Origin of the sequence: Rossellomorea aquimaris (assembly GCF_008180865.1) — a bacterium.
GTDB lineage: Bacteria > Bacillota > Bacilli > Bacillales > Bacillaceae_B > Rossellomorea > Rossellomorea yichunensis.
Map to the genome: position 1 here is coordinate 1090207 of NZ_VTEX01000001.1, position 17118 is coordinate 1107324.

Sequence of the window (17118 nt, forward strand, 5' to 3'; positions counted from 1 at the left end):
TCCCCCTATATAAGCTGTTTTTGATTCAATACAGTTAGTAAGTACTCCACGCATTCTTCAATTGAATGTTTTTCTGTATCCAGTACCACTTCCGGTTTTTCAGGTTCCTCATAAGGAGCACTGATTCCTGTGAAATGAGTGATTTCCTCTTTACGGGCTTTTTTGTACAATCCTTTTGGATCACGTTTTTCACATTCTTCTAACGAACAATGCACATATACTTCGATAAATTCATCAGTCTCCACTAAATTTCGTACGAGAGCACGGTCTTCCCTGTAAGGTGAAATAAAGGCCGTCAGCACAATTTGTCCGCTATCGATGAAAAGTTTGGACACCTCACCGATTCTCCGGATATTCTCCTTACGATCTTCTTCCTTGAATCCCAAATCATGATTTAATCCATGACGGACATTATCTCCGTCCAGAACATAGACTTGTTTCCCTAGTTGGAAAAGGGAGTGAGACAATGCATTGGCGACACTCGATTTCCCTGAAGCGGATAAACCCGTGAACCATAAAATAAAGCTTTGATGTCCATTTTTATTTCGTCTCTCCTGTTTCGTTACTGCGGTTTCATGCCATACGATGTTTTCTGTTTTCTCATTCAACCCCGTACCCTCCTTAACTCGTTTGTCCAGCTTCTTGTTTTAGACCTCTAATTAACACTTCGATCACTTCAGGGCGACTGAACGTTGAAGGGGGAACTTCCCCGTTGCGGAGCATCCCTCTTACTTTTGTCCCTGACAAAATAACGTGATCGTTCTTATCATGAGGACATGTTTTCGTAGTCGCCATCCCTTCGCACCTCTCACAGTAAAAACTATGCTCGAAGCGGAGAGGGGTAATCCCTATCTCACTTTCACTGAACTGATCAAATATTTTCTGCGCATCATAGGTACCATAATAATCGCCAACACCTGCATGATCTCTCCCGACGATAAAATGCGTGCATCCATAATTTTTTCGTACCAGTGCATGGAAGATGGCTTCCCTTGGACCCGCGTACCTCATGGCAGCAGGGAAGACTCCTAAAAACACACGATCTTTAGGGTAATAGTTCTGTAACAGAACTTCATAACTCTCCATTCTGATGCCCGCTGAGATATCATCTGCCTTTGTTTCGCCAACCAAGGGATTTAAGAAGAGTGCATCCACGGTCTCCAATGCCGTTTTCTGAATATACTCATGGGCCCTGTGAACAGGATTTCTCGTTTGAAATCCGACAATCGTTTTCCATCCCTTTTCCTTAAACAACTTTCTGGTTTCACTTGGGTCAAATGTATACTCGGTGAAAGGTTTGGAAAGACGTTTAATAAGACTGATTTTCCCACCTACGTACACATCTCCCCGTTGGAATAATTTCTTGACACCTGGATGATCCGCGTCGGTCGTTCCGTATACGAGAAGAGCTTCTTTCTGTTTATCCGGTTCATAAATATCCTCTACTTCAATGAGTCCATAGGTTTCTCCCTTATAAACAAGACGGCTCTTTAAGCCTTTCTTTACGACTCCTGCTTTTTCTTTTGCTATGGGCAGGGTAATCGGGATACTCCATACATTGCCGTTTCGCAATCGTAATGTTTCCACCACCTGGTGATAATCTACTTCGGTCAAGAATCCATTTATAGGGCTGTAAGCACCTATTCCAATGAGTTCCAAATCACTTAACGCGGTTTCGTCTAAAGGGATTTCATGGAGAATATCCTCATAAGATTCTTCTGGTAAATATGATTGAACAAGTGTTCCTCCGTGGGGCTGTAAACTCATCATTTATCCTCCTTAACATATAGTTTTAATCGGAATTAAGATTAAATTCCGCCTCCGTCTTCGTGAACGGATCGCCTTTCTTCATTGATCACCCGCATAAGGGATAATGCTCCCACAGTTGCGATAATGACGCTTATTGGAACCACGATCGAATACATATCGCTATCGATCACGAGCTTTACTAAAAAATATGAAATACTGAGTGAAATCAAAGGGGATACCACCCATATTTTGACGATTTTTTTGACAATTTTCTTTTGCAGCATATGTTTGCCGTTCTTCGCCATCCCGAGGCCAATGATAGAGGACGAAGTAACCTGAGTCAGCGGGATCGGTAATCCATACAGTGAGCTCACCATCACAAGGATCGCTCCTGTAGAGGAAATGACAATTCCTTCGGCTTTTGAATATTGTGTAATTTTTTTCCCGTTTGTTTCCACTACTTTTTTCCCCAGTAAGACAGCTCCGAGGGCAACGAATAAACCTCCCAGCCAAATCCCCCGCGAGGGAGACATTAAGCCCGCACCCACTAATGGACCGACGGCGTTGGCTACATTATTCATCCCTGCCGAAAAGGCTTCAAAGAACCCAGCGATGATCAAAAGGTATGCAAGCCACTTTTTTTCAAAATGGAAACCGCGCTTTTCAAGCTTTACTAAACCTATACCGAATACCCACGTAACTCCGAAGGCAATGACCGGGACAATCACCCAGAATGACATGATCGTTAAGAGTGACTTCACATAAAGAACTTGATATGCGACTCCGACTCCTACAACCGCTCCGACCGTTACTTCACTTGTAGACAGCGGGATCCCGATCACATTTGCCAGAAACAAGGAGATGGTGGCGGATAACAATATGATGACCACGATTTTGATGGAGAGTACATGTTGAGGGATAATCCCTGAACTTATGGTTTTAACTACTTCTCCTCCACCTAATACCGCCCCGCTCAGGACACCGGCTGAGCAGATCCATAATGCAACCCTGATGTTCTTTATGGCTCCTGCACCATACGCAACACCCATCGATGCTGCCGCTCCACTGGCACCAATGTTCATAGCGAAAAACAAACTTATGATCAGGGCGAATACTTCAAACAAAGAATGTCACCTCTTTTAATGAAGACCGCATTCGGTTTTCCCTTTTCCTTTCCATCTTCCGGAGCGGAGATCATTGATGTCTATGGCTTTCGTTGTGCAATGAAAGCATCCGATACTTGGATACCCCTGATCATGAAGTGGATTATAGGATAGGTTATGTTTATGGACATACCTCCAAATCTCTTTCCAGGTCCAGTGAATCAAAGGGCAAATCTTAACCGATTGAAACTTATCATCTTTATTGATGAATTCAACCTGACTTCTTGTCGGTGATTGCTCCCTTCTTAATCCTGAAATCCAGGCATTTCCTTTGGATAAGGTTTCTTTTAAAGGGTCGAGCTTTCGAATTTGACAGCATTGGTTCGGATTTCGCTCCCACAACTTATCACCATATGTTTCTGCTTGCTCTTGGATCGTCAATTCAGGCTTTTTCATATGAATGGTAATACCCGGATACTTTTCCTTCACCTTTTCAATCGTTTCGTAGGTTTCTTTGAAATGAACACCTGTATCAAGAAATACTATGGTTGCTTCAGGCTGTACTTTGGTTAGGAGGTCGATTAATACGATCCCTTCTATTCCAAAACTGCATGCATATACGACTCTTTCACCATAATGATCATACGTCCACTCAAGTACGTTTACCGCTCCTTTATAGACCGGATCAATTTCAAATTGGACTGATGGTTTTTTCCAAGTTTGATAGGTTAACATGATACACCCCTTTCCCGCTCATCCAAACAAAAAGAGGCGATAACAAGATATAGGGATTTCCTTTATCTGTGTTATGCGCCTCTAGTTTGTCTAGTCAGCTTATTTAATTCGCACTTTCTCGTTTTTCTCCAATTGAATGACTTTACCGTCCTGAACCACAATGGTAATTGACCCGAAACTCATCGTCTTCAACATCGAAGTGATCTTATCCACTACTACATCATACTGTGCTTCTTGATTATTTTCTTTAGTCACATGATTCCCCCAATTTTCATCTTATCCAGAAAAATCATGAATGAAAAAAACAACCTTCCATTTTGGAAAGTTGTTCAGGTAAGAATACCTTATCTTCCAAAATGACTTCACATTTTGCTGGAATTAGCACCTTACATAACGTAGGTTGCTGGGCTTCGCGGGGCCAGATCCCTCCACCACTCTGGATAAGAGTTATTAATTTTAATATTCTAAATAATATCACATTCTGCTGGGAAGTCAACCCGAGTTTTTCTATCGGATTTAAGTATTTTGACTTATTTTTCTTGGAAATCCTTCATTCTCTTTATTTCTATTCGCTTTATGAAAGCTATAGGACACTATTTTTACAAGAATGATCAAAATAATTGAAATATCAATTTACCGTCAATCACTTTCTTCTGGTCCTGATTGACGGCAAAAACTTTAAAATGCAAATGATCATCCTGTTTTTCTGATACTTCTGCAATCAATGTAATGACATCGTCCAAAAAAACCATCCCTTTAAAGCGGACGGTATACTCTTTGATAAATCCTTCTTCATAATGATCACTAAAAAGCTTGGAGACATTACCCATTGACCACATGCCATGGGCAATGACACCTGGAAGACCCAATTTATGTGCCTCATCATCAATCGTATGAATGGGATTATAATCCCCGGATGCGCCTGCGTATTTGATTAAGTCGATTCTCGAGACTGGAGCTAATTCAACAATGGGAAGCGTTTCACCTATATTAAAGGATGATAGTTTAGTCATTTTCCCAACCTCTCTCTGACCGCTTCAGTGATAATGACGATCGCTTCGGAGGTGAAAATCCTACTCCCTCCTGAGTCTTCTCCGATATCTTCTATTACAAGAAAGCCAAGTGTTCCACCCGACCCTTTCCGCTCATAGTAATCTTTTATCTCTGTATAACACTGAATACATTCCCCGACCTTTAGTGGTCTTTCATAATGAAAAGATTGTTCCCCATGAATTAATCCGACGTTAGGTAAATGAAAACTTTCAATCGTTCCATAGTCGAACACTCGTGGAAAAGTAGGGGGAGCAATATTCCCCCTGTATCTGGACCTTTTTCCTGCTTCTTCATCCACATATATGGGATGTGGATCACCGATGGCTTCGGCAAACTTATGAACCGCTCCTTTTTCCACACAATTTTCTATGGAAGTTGAGCGTTTACCGATATAAGATTGAAACATATCCTTCACCTCTTTCTCCCATTAGGCTTTAGGCCCTCCAGCTACGTAGAGGATTTGTCCATTAACGAATGACGATCTTTCATCCGCAAAAAACGCCACTGCATTCGCTATATCTTCCGGTTGTCCGCTTCTTCCTACCGGAATGCCTTGAAGACTCGCTTCCACCAGTTGTTCAAAGGTTATTCCGATCCGTTTTGCCGTTTCTCTAGTCATTTCCGTTTCGATAAATCCTGGGGCGACAGCATTGGTCGTAATACCCAGAGGACCAAGCTCTATTGCTAGAGTTTTCGTTAAACCTTGAAGACCTGCTTTAGCCGTAGCGTAATTTGCCTGTCCCCGGTTACCGAGTGCAGAGGTAGAAGAGATATTGATAATTCGGCCATACCCGTTCTTCACCATATATCCTTGCGCTGCTTTCGCTACGTTAAATGATCCTTTCAAATGCACATCCATGACCGTTTGCCAATCTGTATCAGTCATTTTAAACAGCAGGTTATCTCTGATGACTCCTGCATTGTTGACGACAATATCAACGGAGCCGAAAGTTTCAAATACTTCGTTTATGGCCTCTTCTACCTCCTGGGATTCTACTACATTCGCAACCTTTGTATATAGTTCATATTCGCTCAATTCCTCACTGACTTCCAAAAATGCTTTTTCATTCACGTCAAGGATGGCAACTCTTGCCCCTTCTAGAGCAAAAAGCTTGGCAATCTCTTTACCGATCCCCCTGCTCCCGCCTGTTACTAAAGCTACTTTCCCTCTGAATCTTTCACCCATTCACATTACCTCCCTATCCCTTTAAACAAATTGGCCCACTTTCACATGCCCTTTTAATAGATTCCGTGAGATGATCAGTTTTTGAATTTCATCAGTACCATCATAAATCCGCCACAATCTTGCTTCACGGTACCAGCGTTCGATGGGAAGCTCTCTTGTGTAGCCCATCCCTCCGTGAATTTGAAGGACCCGATCCACTACCCGATTGCCCATGTTGGATCCGTACAGCTTGGCAATCGATGCAACATGGCGATTATCTTCTCCTTGATCCAGTGTGAATGCAGCATTTAGCACAAGCCATCTGGCAGCTTCGATTTCCACGGCAGAATCAGCGATCTGCCATTGAATCGCCTGTCGATCCGCTATTGGCTTTCCAAATGACTCTCTTTCCTTGGAATAATCAATCGCCATTTGCAGTAGACGTTCTGCTGCACCTACCGCTTGTGCACCCACAATCCAGCGTGCGAACCCGATCCATTCCAGGCCAAGATTGTAGCCACCATCGATTTCACCCAGAATATTTTCTTCAGGCACACGCACATCATCAAAAAACAGACTGGCAGGTCCCCATTCCCCCATGGTATGAATGTATTCAGATGTCCAACCCATGCTTCGATCAGCAATAAAACAGGTTACTCCGTTCCGACCCGTTCTACGATGCTTTTCCTTATCAGTCACCGCCATGACCATGACAAAGTCTGCTTCATTTCCGCCCGTAATAAAAGTTTTTTCACCATTTAACACCCACTCATTTCCATCCTTCACTGCGGTCATCCGGATGTTTTGGGTATCGGACCCGGCTCCCGGTTCCGTCATGGCGAAGCAGGACTTTTTCTCTCCGTTTATCGTGGGAAGCAAATAGGTTTTTTTCTGTTCTTCGTTAGCATAGTATAGGATGTTATCTGCATAACCACCGAAACTGAAAGGCACAAAGGTTTTGGAGATTTCCATATAAACAATGGCCATCATCATTTGCCCGAGATCCGCTCCGCCGTACTCTTCTGGTGTATTGATCCCCCAGAACCCCGCTTCCTTTGCTTTTAACTGCAGCTCATTTCTTTTCTCCGGGGAAAGACTTGGTTTTCCTTCCCGTTCATTTCTTAGCACTTCATTTTCTAATGGTATTAGTTCTCTCTCAACAAATTTACGAATCGTTTTTTGGATCATCCTTTGTTCATCTGTTAACCTTAAGTTCATCCAGATTCCCCCCTATAAGATGGATCGTATACTAACCAGCTAGTATTATGGCTGCAGGATTACCTTTCCTACCGTTTTTCTTGCTTGCATGAGTGTATGGACCTTAGCTGCATCCTTTAAAGGAAATACATGACCAACTGTTACTTTCAATTCCCCGGACGCGACATAATGAAAGATTTCATGAAGGGTTTTCTGCGTTAGTTCAGCATCTCTCATAAGAGGAGGCAGGAAGAACCCAATAACAGACTGATTCTTTGCCATCAAAGAAGAAGGATAAAATCTGCTCTGCTCCCCGCTTGCTACTCCGTATATGACCATTCTTCCGAAATAATCGAGACATTTTAACGTTTTATAGAAAATATCACCGCCAGCCATCTCCAATGCCAGATTTACACCCTTTCCATTTGTTGCTTCTAAGACATCTGCTTCCCAGCCATCTAAAGTGTAATTGACTAATACGTCTGCCCCCATGTCCCCAGCAAGACGTAATTTTTCTTCTGTACTTGCCGTAGCGATGATCTTACCTGCTCCAAAACGTTTTGCCAGTTGGACGGCAAGCAACCCAACGCCACCAGCCGCTGCATGAATGAGGACGGTTTCTCCCTGCTGCAACCTACCCAAGGTTTTTAATATATGATAGGCACTTAATCCTTGAACAGGTATGGCGGCCGCTTCTTTGAAATCCAATCCATATGGGAGCGGGATCACCGAACGCTCATCTGTAAGGGCAAATTCTGCATAACCTCCGGAATCCATCATGGCTACAACACGGTCTCCCTTTCTTACTCTCGTCACATCTTCTCCCACTTCCGTGACGATTCCCGCCACTTCAGAACCCGGGATATATGGTAGTTGAGTTTTTACCACATATTGCCCTTCCCGTCTTGCTGTATCAGCATAATTGACTGCTGATGCTTGAACTTCAATGAGGACTTCTCTCCCTCGTGGTGCAGGAACATCTATATCCACATTTTCTAATACATTAGGGCTTCCAAACTCTCTGAACTGAATGGCTTTCATCCTGATTCCTCCTATTTTCCCGTAAAAGTTGGCCTTCTTTTATCTTTAAATGCTGAAACTCCCTCAGCATGATCTTCAGTTGAAATCAACAATGTTTGTGTGATACGTTCTTGTTCGAGTATCTCATCCAATGATAAGGTGAATGAACGATCAATCATTTTCTTCATCATTCCATATGCTTTACTTGGCCCCGAGGCTAACTCTACAGCCCAATCAGTTGTTTCCTCATCAAGGTTTTCAGATGGGACAATACGGTTTAGCACACCTAAGTCAAATAGTCTTCCTGCAGTCACAGGTTCTCCTGAAAAGAAGAATTCTTTCGCTAAATGAGGACCGATGATGCGTGGAAGAAAATACGACCCTCCTCCATCGGAAATAAGACCTACTTTAGAGAAGCTTAAAGCAAATTGACTATCTTCTGAAGCGATAATCAAATCGCAGGCCAGGGCAAGATTAAATCCGGCACCAGCTGCAAAACCGTGTACCGAGGCGATGACCGGTTTTTCTATTTCTTTTATCGCTTTAATGCATGTATTTAATATCCCGATATGTTCATAGACTTCTGTTGATGTCGCGCTCCCCATCGTTTTCACGTCGCCGCCTGCAGAAAATGCCCTCCCGGCACCGCGAATCACAATGGCTCTGATTTCCTGATTATGATCAGCCTGCTTTAGTGCTTCAACGATTCCCGTAAGCATGTTCTCATCAAAGGAATTCAAGCTATCCGGTCTGTTTAATGTCAATGTCAGTACCCGGTCAGTGGTTTCTAGTAATAAAGAGGATTTCATCGTTTTTGTTCATCTCCTTGTCTTTATTCCTGGCGACCTAATGCAGCTTGATTCCCCAGGGTGATCAACGATTTCGCAAACCGATCAAATTGATAAAATCGTGAATCTCTCGTTTGCCCCATCTTAAAGCGGTAATAGATTTGTTGCACAATGACGGCGAGCTTAAAATATGCAAAAGATAAATAAAAATGGATATTGTTCACGTCTCTGCTGCTTTTCCTGGCATATTCTTCGATAAATTGCCTTCTGCTATAAAAACCGTCCATGATCGTTACTGGAGGCTTCCCAAGACCGAATTTTAATAACTCTGGATCATCATTCTGTATCCAATACCCCATAGCGACACCTAAATCTGCAAGAGGATCGCCAACGGTCGCCATCTCCCAGTCAAATAACCCCACCATTGATTTCAGGTCAGAAGAAAACATGGCATTGTTTAATTTAAAATCATAATGAATGATGGTCGATTCAGCATTACCTGGAACATTCTTTATCAACCAGTTTGTCAGCTGATCGACTTCGCGGATCTCACTTGTTTTGGCACGCTCGTAACGTTTGATCCACCCGTATACTTGTCTTTCCATAAAATGTTCGGGCTTGCTGATTTCATGAAGAGTTGTTTTTCGGTGATCAATGGAATGAAGTTCAACCAGTTTAGAAACCATTTCCTCCGATATTTTCCTGCACACATCTGGTGTCACATGGAGATGCGGGGGAAATGAAGTATCAAATACTTCACCCTTTTTTCTCTCCATGATAAAAAATGGACTGCCTACGATCCTTTCATCATCAGAGAATACATACGGCTCCGGTGTAACCCCGAAAAATGGCTGAATTTCTGAAAGGATCCTATACTCTCTTTTCATATCGTGGGCCTTCGGTGCGACCGGTCCTAATGGAGGGCGTCTCAGTACACCTTCCCATTCACCCATTTTAAGTAGATACGTAAGATTTGAGTGTCCCGCAGAAAATTGTTTAATTGAGAGCTCTTCATGAAGGAGGTGAGGGAAATGCTCATTCAAAAAGCTTTTTAGATTGGTGGCATTCAGCTCTTCTCCTTCTCGCACCGATACCGTTTCATACCCTGTTTTTTCAGACATCTTACCCCTCCAACATTAAGAATATTCAGTTTTTTACGAGTGCAGATGAGTGTTTAACTGCGCCTTTAACAACTCAGGGATCATTATACTTTGATGCTCAAGGAAATCAAAATAAACGATAACCGCATTTCCCTTTGCGATCAATTGATGGGTGTTCGCACATAAGATATCATGCTCTAACTGAAAGCTCTTTGATCCAATTTTTGATAGATAGGTGGTGATTTTCAGCTCTTGATTAAAATACCCTTGTGATACAAAGTCGCATTTGGTAGAAGCCAGAATAAAACGCCAGTCTTTCACATCCATATCAAATCCGAGTGATTGAAAGAATTTAATTCTTGCTTCTTCTAAATAAACAAAATAAGTTGTATTGTTGATATGACCTAATGCATCGGTTTCGCAAAATCTACTCGTTACCGTAATGGTTTCCATTAGTCCGCCATCTCCTTAAATAAATACTAACCAGTGGGTATGTTGATTCAAAAGGAAATCCTGTAGATGATTTCCCCTTTACTCTGTCTCAATCCCTTTTAATACCATATCGACAAAAGTCCGGGCAATTTCCTGATCGGATTTCGCACCATCAGGCTTATACCATTGATAGCTCCAATTCATCATTCCGAGAATTCCAAAAGCTACAATCGAAACGTCAAAGTCCTCATGAAAGTCTCCGTTCTTCCTACCTTCTTTCAGGAGAGTTTCAATATTATAGCGATACATATCCCGCTTAGGCTCTATGGCATCCAGACTTTCCTTGCTCAAGTGTCTCATTTCTCTAAAAAACACTTTCGCACTGGCCCCTTGCTCTTTAATGTCCAGAATGGAAAGATGGACAATATCATAAAGTTTTTCCATGTAGCTCTTCCGCTCATCGCCAAGAACTCTTTCCTGTTTAGATAATAAGCCATCAATATAGCGCATGTGAATTTCCTTTAACAGCTCTTCCTTACTGGAAAAATAGTAATAAAATGTCCCTTTCGTTACACCAATGGACTCTACGATGTCCTGGATGGAAGTTACAGTAAACCCTTTTTCATCAAATAAGCGTACAGCATGTTCTGTAAGTTTTTCTTTCATCTGAAATCCTCTCATTCTGCAAATATCACCTGAATTATATCATATTACCTCACGCTTTCACGCAGAGCTCTTCGTAATATTTTCCCAACACTCGTCTTTGGAAGCTCATCACGAAACTCAATGATTTTTGGAACTTTGAATGATGACATGTTCTCCTCACAGAAATGAACCAATTCTTTTTCAGTTGCCTGTTCTCCTGTCTTTAAGACGATCACTGCCTTAACCGTTTCGCCTCTATAAGAGTCCGGCACACCTATTACGACAGCTTCCTGTACGCTTGGATGCTCGTAAATGATTTCTTCAACTTCCCGGGGATACACATTGTATCCTGATGCAATAATCAGATCTTTCTTTCTGTCCACAATCGATATATAACCTTCTTCATCCATTCGGGCGATGTCTCCCGTGTAAAGCCAATCATCTCGAAGGGCGTGAGCAGTCTCTTCAGGTAAATTCCAGTAGCCTTTCATGACTTGAGGGCCTTTAATAATGAGTTCACCCACATCGCCTAAAGGGACCTCCTTAGTGCCAGTTGCTAAATCGACTACCTTATAGTTTGTGGATGGGAATCCAATTCCGACGGTTCCCGGCTTTCTTTGTGCAAAAGCGGGGTTGCAATGAGTCGTCGGTGAAGCCTCTGATAATCCGTATCCCTCTAATATTTTTGCTCCTGTTTTCTTTTCGAATTGATTCAATAACTCAACTGGCATTGGGGCGCTTCCACTATTACAAATCTTTATTGAATCAATGCCGTACTCTTCTGCGTGGGGATGATTGGTGATCGCAACGTACATAGTCGGCACACCTGGAAACAGGGTGGGCTGTTCATTCTTAATCGTTGTTAACACTTCTGTCAATTCAAATCTTGGAAGCAAGATCATTTCATTTGCTGAATAGACCGCAAAGTTCATACAGGAATTCATCCCAAATACATGAAAGAACGGAATCACACTCAGGCTTCTTTCTTTCCCAGTTTCGATGCTGTCTTTAAAGAAAAGTTGACTTTGAATGACATTTGAAAGAATGTTTTTATGAGTGAGCATGACTCCCTTGGATACACCGGTAGTCCCTCCCGTATATTGAAGGACTGCCACGTCTTCTTCAGGTTTGATCGACACCTGGGATACTTCACCATCCCCCACCATTAAAAATTCATCATAGGTGTAGTCCGAAGCACTGTTTTCCCCCTGGAGGCTGACTATGATAATCGTCTTGATCTCTGTTTCCTGTTGTATGGATTTGACCATATGATAAAAACGGTCCAATACAACGATTGTCTCAGCTCCCGAGTCATTTAGCAGATGGATTAATTCCCTTTCAACTGACATCGGATTCACCTGTGTGACAATTCCCCCGAATGTAAGGATTCCATAATAAGAGATCACATATTGCGGACAGTTCGGGAGCATGATCGCTACCCTGTCTCCTTTCTTCAATCCAATATGTTGAAAGGATGAAGCAAGCATGGAGACGGCACCTTGAAGTTCACCATACGTTATCCGTTTTTGATAAAAGCTAATACATGGATGATCCGGGAATGAAGAAACGGTATGTCGAAGCATTTCTGGTATTGAAAAATCAACCGCAGGAATTTCAGTCTCATACGCTTCAGGGTAATGACTGAGCCAAGATTTAGTTGTCATAAAATCATTCCTTCCATTTCAGATTACTCATATACTAATTCTGCATGTACCTTAAAAGATTAATCCTCCACCATCAACAGATAGTGTGGCACCGGTTATAAAGGACGCCTCTTCAGAAGCTAAAAACAGAATCGCTGATGCGACTTCTTCTGCATTTCCAATCCGTCTTAGAGCATTTGATTGAGAGATAACCGACCATTTCCTCTCATCTTTCTTCCAACCATTGATGATGTTTGTATCAATAACCCCAGGCGCTACTGCATTCACTCGAATATTATCCTTTCCATATTCCAGGGCAGCATTTTGTGTCAGTAGTATGACACCACCTTTAGCCGAATTGTAGGCTGACACGTATTTGCGGCCCTTTAAACCGAGAAGGCTCGATACATTCACAATTACACCATCTTTTTCATCAATTCAGGTACAGCATACTTCATTCCCAGAAAAATGCTCTTTAGGTTTGTATCCAATACGGCATCCCATTCGTTTTCGTCCAGATCAATACTCCTGACTTCCGACTGGCCGATTCCTGCATTATTGATAAGGATATCGAAACCTCCGAAATGTTCCACCGTTGTATGTACGAGGGATTGAATGCTTTCACTTTCCCGCACATTCGTCTTGACAAAAAGTGCACTTCCTCTTTTTTCGTGAATGAGTCTGACCGTTTCTTCACCACTTGCATCATCCAGATCTGCTACGACCACAGCAGCACCTTCTTTTGAGAACCTTAGTGCTGTAGCGCGCCCAATTCCTCCGCCCCCTCCTGTAATAACGGAAACTTTCCCTTGTAATCTCATCATCATCCAACTCTCTTCCTAGCTCTCTACAGGAGAAGCTTTTTCGTGTTTTCTCAATTCCAATTTTGCCAATTGAGCACGGTGTACTTCATCAGGTCCATCAGCAAGTCGCAGAGTACGGGCACTTGCCCATTGAGCTGCCAACGTGTAGTCATCCGATACTCCTGCTGCCCCGAACGCTTGAATGGCCCGGTCAATCACACGTAAAGCCATAGAAGGAGCCACCACTTTAATCATGGCGATTTCCTGTTTTGCTGCTTTATTGCCGACTGTATCCATCATGTAGGCTGCTTTCATCGTAAGAAGACGGGCTTGTTCTATTTCAATTCTTGAATTCGCAATCCATTCTCTTACGACCCCTTGACTTGCCAATGCCATTCCAAATGCATCACGATCCTGAACACGCTTACATAATTCTTCAAGTGCCCGCTCTGCTGCACCGATCAATCTCATGCAATGATGAATTCGCCCCGGTCCCAACCTTCCTTGAGCAATAGCGAAACCTTTTCCTTCACCCCAGATCATATTTTCTTGAGGAACTCTTACATCGGTAAAGGTGATTTCACCATGACCATGAGGGGCATGATCGTAACCGAACACAGGAAGCATACGTTCAATTTTCACACCTGGTGCATTAAGTGGGATGATAATCATTGATTGCTGTTCATGACGACTCGCTTCTGGATCAGTTTTTCCCATCAAAATTGAAAAGCTGCACCGAGGGTCACCGGCGCCTGATGACCACCATTTCTTCGCGTTAATGATGTATTCGTCTCCATCCCGGATGATACTCGCCTTTATATTCGTTGCATCGGAAGACGCGACATCAGGCTCAGTCATAGAGAAACAAGAACGGATATTACCATTTAGAAGTGGGATAAGATACTGTTGTTTTTGAGTGGGAGTCCCATAACGTTCCAACACTTCCATATTCCCTGTATCAGGTGCATTGCAATTAAACACTTCAGGGCCGATCAGAGATCTCCCCATGATTTCACAAAGAGGGGCGTATTCTACATTATTGAGCCCGGCCCCATACTCGCTTTGAGGAAGAAATAGGTTCCATAATCCCTGTTTCTTCGCTTCAGCTTTTAATTCTTCCATGATTGTAGGAACCCCACTCCAGCGGGTTTCTTGCTGATTGAGCTGATTTTCATAGAGCGATTCATTCGGGTACACGTATTCTTCCATAAAACGGGATATTCTATTTTGATATTCTTGTACTTTTGGAGAATAGGAGAAATCCATTACATCCATCCTTTCTTAACCACAACATGTAATACTTCTCACTCGGTTACATCGCTGAGGATCCACCGTCCACGACGAGAACTGAACCAGTGACAAAGTTAGATGCGCGAGCCGCCAGGAAAAGTGCCGCTCCTTTTAAATCATCTTCGGTACCAAATCGATTTAATGGTGTTCCGTTTAAAATGGCTTCCCCTGCATGAGATAGAATTCCTTTTGACATTTTTGTTGGAAAGAATCCCGGTGCAATTGCATTGACATGAATTCCGCGGGATCCCCATTTCACTGCTAGATCCTTCGTGAAATTGATGACCGCTGCTTTACTGGTGCTATAGCCAATGGCATCCATATAACGTGGGTCTGTACCTTGAAGACCTGCTACGGAAGCAATATTAATGATTTTTCCTCCCTGTTGCTCGATCATTAATTTTCCCACTGCCTGTGACATAATAAAAGTACCGTTTACATTTACATTGATAACTTTATGCCAGGCATCAAGAGGCATTTCTTCTGCAGGTGCCCCCCAGGATGCACCACTGTTATTCACTAAAATATCAATGCGGCCGAACACCTTCTTAGCTTCATCTACAACGTGCTGTACATCTTCAGGATTAGTGACATCACATTTCAATGCCAGTGACTGGACACCTATTTCTTCTAGTTCCTTCTTCACGTCTTCACATGCTTCAACGTTTCTCGAGCATACTACAACGTTTGCCCCCGCCTCAGCAAACCCTGTAGCGATTTGTTTTCCGAGCCCCCTGCCTCCTCCAGTCACAAGGGCAACTTTACCTGATAAATCAAATAATTCATTCACATGCATGTTCGTGCCTCCTCATCTTTTACAGCATTTCATTCACACACCTTAGATACTAACCGGTCGGTATGTTTAATTCTATAGTAAAGAATATAGTCTGAATTTTCAATCATAATCACTGGAAATACCTAAATTTATTTTCATACAAAAGAAAAACTGACTCATATATGAATGAGCCAGCCCACTTGTTTACGCTTCTGCTTCAATGATTTCTTTGTTATACGTTTCGCTATCCAAGTCCCCTGTCACTTTACTTGTTATCACCCCGGATGTCATCGCACCACTCACGTTCACTGCTGTACGCCCCATGTCAATCAAAGGTTCAACAGAAATCAAAAGACCCGCTAACGCTACAGGAAGGTCCATGGCGGATAGAACCAGGATAGCCGCAAATGTAGCACCGCCTCCGACGCCTGCTACACCGAAGGAGCTAATTGCCACCACTACGATGAGCGTAAGAATAAAGGAAGGAGTTAATGGATTGATTCCGACTGTCGGCGCAATCATCACTGCAAGCATGGCAGGATACACACCTGCACAACCGTTCTGACCGATGGATAATCCGAATGATCCCGAGAAGTTGGCAACCCCTTCTGAAACCCCCAATTCATTCTTTTGTGTTTGAATGTTAAGCGGAAGTGTTCCGGCGCTGGATCTTGACGTAAAAGCAAATGCTAATACAGGAAATACTTTTTTCATATAAGTGACCGGATTTAAACCAGTAAGAGTAAGCATGATTAAGTGAATGGCAAACATGATAATCAAGGCAACATAGGATGCTCCAACAAATTCTCCAAGCTTCATGATGGCATCAAAATTACTTAATGCCACTGTTTTAGCCATGATGGCCAACACACCGAATGGAGTGAGTCGTAACACCAAAGTCACAATTCTCATCACTACAGCATAGACGGAATCAACGATCTTCTTGAAGAATTCAGCAGCCTCTGGCTCTTTGCGCTGTGCCCCCAAGTAAGCGATACCGATAAAAGCAGCGAAAATCACGACAGCGATCGTCGAGGTTGCTCTTTGCCCGGTAAAGTCCAAGAACGGATTCGCAGGTAAAAGCTCGAGAATTTTTTGAGGATAACTCTGACCTTCTAAAGATGTTGCTCTCTCCTCTAATTGAACACCCCTTGCCGCTTCTGCCTCTCCCTGATCAATCTGGATCGCTTCCAAATCAAAAGCCACGGTCGTAGCAATCCCGACAGCTGCAGCAACGGCTGTTGTGCCTACCAGCAATCCAATGATCAGCACAGAGATCTTCCCTAAATTATGAGACCGTTTTAATTTAGTAAAGGCTGATATAATCGACACAAACACTAAAGGCATGACAATCATTTGCAGTAGTTTAATATAGCCGGTTCCTACGATGTTAAACCATTCAATCGATTGTGTGACATTTTCATCCCCGGCTTCATATACCCACTGTAATCCAAGACCAAATAATATTCCGAGCCCCAGAGCGGTAAACACTCGTTTTGAAAACGAAACATTTTTCTTTTGCATATAAAGTAATACACCAATGAGAACAAGAAACACCAAAATGTTTAACAAAACAAACCAGACATTCATTCTTAACCCTCCCTCTTATCGTTGATGATG

Annotated in this window: 18 protein-coding genes, 1 pseudogene and 1 riboswitch; all 19 genes and pseudogenes read right to left on the reverse strand. The window is 42.7% G+C overall.

Going from position 1 to position 17118, the window contains the following annotated elements; all coding sequences use genetic code 11:
- Positions 1–5: 5 nt before the first annotated feature.
- The gene (cysC, locus tag FZC88_RS05400) at positions 6–608 is read right to left on the reverse strand and encodes an adenylyl-sulfate kinase (RefSeq protein WP_148993931.1); all 603 of its coding nucleotides are present in this window, start codon (positions 606–608) and stop codon (positions 6–8) included.
- Positions 609–621: 13 nt separating this feature from the next.
- Positions 622–1767: a sulfate adenylyltransferase gene (sat, locus tag FZC88_RS05405; RefSeq protein WP_148994292.1), complete on the reverse strand. Its 1146-nt coding sequence runs from the start codon at positions 1765–1767 to the stop codon at positions 622–624.
- A gap of 41 nt (positions 1768–1808) precedes the next feature.
- Entirely contained in the window at positions 1809–2831 is a 1023-nt protein-coding gene (locus FZC88_RS05410; RefSeq protein ID WP_148994293.1) for an inorganic phosphate transporter, read from the reverse strand.
- A 57-nt stretch (positions 2832–2888) separates the two neighbouring features.
- On the reverse strand, positions 2889–3587 hold the full coding sequence (locus FZC88_RS05415; RefSeq protein ID WP_148993932.1) for a phosphoadenylyl-sulfate reductase: 699 nt from the start codon (positions 3585–3587) through the stop codon (positions 2889–2891).
- A gap of 99 nt (positions 3588–3686) precedes the next feature.
- Complete coding sequence (locus tag FZC88_RS24370; RefSeq protein ID WP_397541174.1) at positions 3687–3800, reverse strand: YezD family protein; 114 nt, start codon at positions 3798–3800, stop codon at positions 3687–3689.
- A 128-nt stretch (positions 3801–3928) separates the two neighbouring features.
- Positions 3929–4034, reverse strand: a riboswitch (SAM riboswitch).
- Between the two features lie 164 nt (positions 4035–4198).
- Positions 4199–4600: a MaoC/PaaZ C-terminal domain-containing protein gene (locus tag FZC88_RS05425; RefSeq protein WP_148993933.1), complete on the reverse strand. Its 402-nt coding sequence runs from the start codon at positions 4598–4600 to the stop codon at positions 4199–4201.
- Positions 4597–5046, reverse strand: coding sequence for a MaoC family dehydratase N-terminal domain-containing protein (locus FZC88_RS05430; RefSeq protein ID WP_148993934.1), 450 nt, complete (start codon positions 5044–5046; stop codon positions 4597–4599). Before FZC88_RS05430 ends, FZC88_RS05425 begins: the two co-directional genes overlap by 4 nt.
- A 21-nt stretch (positions 5047–5067) precedes the next feature.
- Complete coding sequence (gene fabG / locus FZC88_RS05435) at positions 5068–5826, reverse strand: 3-oxoacyl-ACP reductase FabG (protein WP_148993935.1); 759 nt, start codon at positions 5824–5826, stop codon at positions 5068–5070.
- A gap of 21 nt (positions 5827–5847) precedes the next feature.
- Positions 5848–7023 carry an acyl-CoA dehydrogenase family protein gene (locus FZC88_RS05440; protein ID WP_148993936.1) on the reverse strand — a complete coding sequence of 392 codons (1176 nt, stop codon included), beginning with the start codon at positions 7021–7023 and terminating at the stop codon, positions 5848–5850.
- A 45-nt stretch (positions 7024–7068) separates the two neighbouring features.
- Positions 7069–8043 (reverse strand): quinone oxidoreductase family protein, encoded by a 975-nt coding sequence (locus tag FZC88_RS05445; RefSeq protein WP_148993937.1) that lies wholly within the window; start codon positions 8041–8043, stop codon positions 7069–7071.
- Between the two features lie 11 nt (positions 8044–8054).
- Complete coding sequence (locus tag FZC88_RS05450; protein ID WP_148993938.1) at positions 8055–8831, reverse strand: enoyl-CoA hydratase/isomerase family protein; 777 nt, start codon at positions 8829–8831, stop codon at positions 8055–8057.
- A 23-nt stretch (positions 8832–8854) separates the two neighbouring features.
- Entirely contained in the window at positions 8855–9931 is a 1077-nt protein-coding gene (locus FZC88_RS05455) for a phosphotransferase family protein (RefSeq protein ID WP_148993939.1), read from the reverse strand.
- Between the two features lie 33 nt (positions 9932–9964).
- The gene (locus tag FZC88_RS05460; protein ID WP_148993940.1) at positions 9965–10363 is read right to left on the reverse strand and encodes an acyl-CoA thioesterase; all 399 of its coding nucleotides are present in this window, start codon (positions 10361–10363) and stop codon (positions 9965–9967) included.
- 78 nt (positions 10364–10441) lie between these two features.
- Positions 10442–11008, reverse strand: a complete 567-nt coding sequence (locus FZC88_RS05465; RefSeq protein ID WP_148968927.1) for a TetR/AcrR family transcriptional regulator — start codon at positions 11006–11008, stop codon at positions 10442–10444.
- Positions 11009–11052: 44 nt separating this feature from the next.
- A complete protein-coding gene (locus FZC88_RS05470; RefSeq protein WP_148993941.1) occupies positions 11053–12651 on the reverse strand; it encodes a long-chain-fatty-acid--CoA ligase in 1599 nt (532 codons plus the stop codon).
- Between the two features lie 51 nt (positions 12652–12702).
- Positions 12703–13457: pseudogene (locus FZC88_RS24720) on the reverse strand (SDR family NAD(P)-dependent oxidoreductase).
- A gap of 12 nt (positions 13458–13469) precedes the next feature.
- Entirely contained in the window at positions 13470–14699 is a 1230-nt protein-coding gene (locus FZC88_RS05480; protein ID WP_148993942.1) for an acyl-CoA dehydrogenase family protein, read from the reverse strand.
- Between the two features lie 46 nt (positions 14700–14745).
- A complete protein-coding gene (locus tag FZC88_RS05485) occupies positions 14746–15519 on the reverse strand; it encodes an SDR family oxidoreductase (protein WP_148993943.1) in 774 nt (257 codons plus the stop codon).
- Positions 15520–15702: 183 nt separating this feature from the next.
- Positions 15703–17088 (reverse strand): L-cystine transporter, encoded by a 1386-nt coding sequence (locus FZC88_RS05490; protein ID WP_148993944.1) that lies wholly within the window; start codon positions 17086–17088, stop codon positions 15703–15705.
- Positions 17089–17118 lie beyond the last annotated feature (30 nt).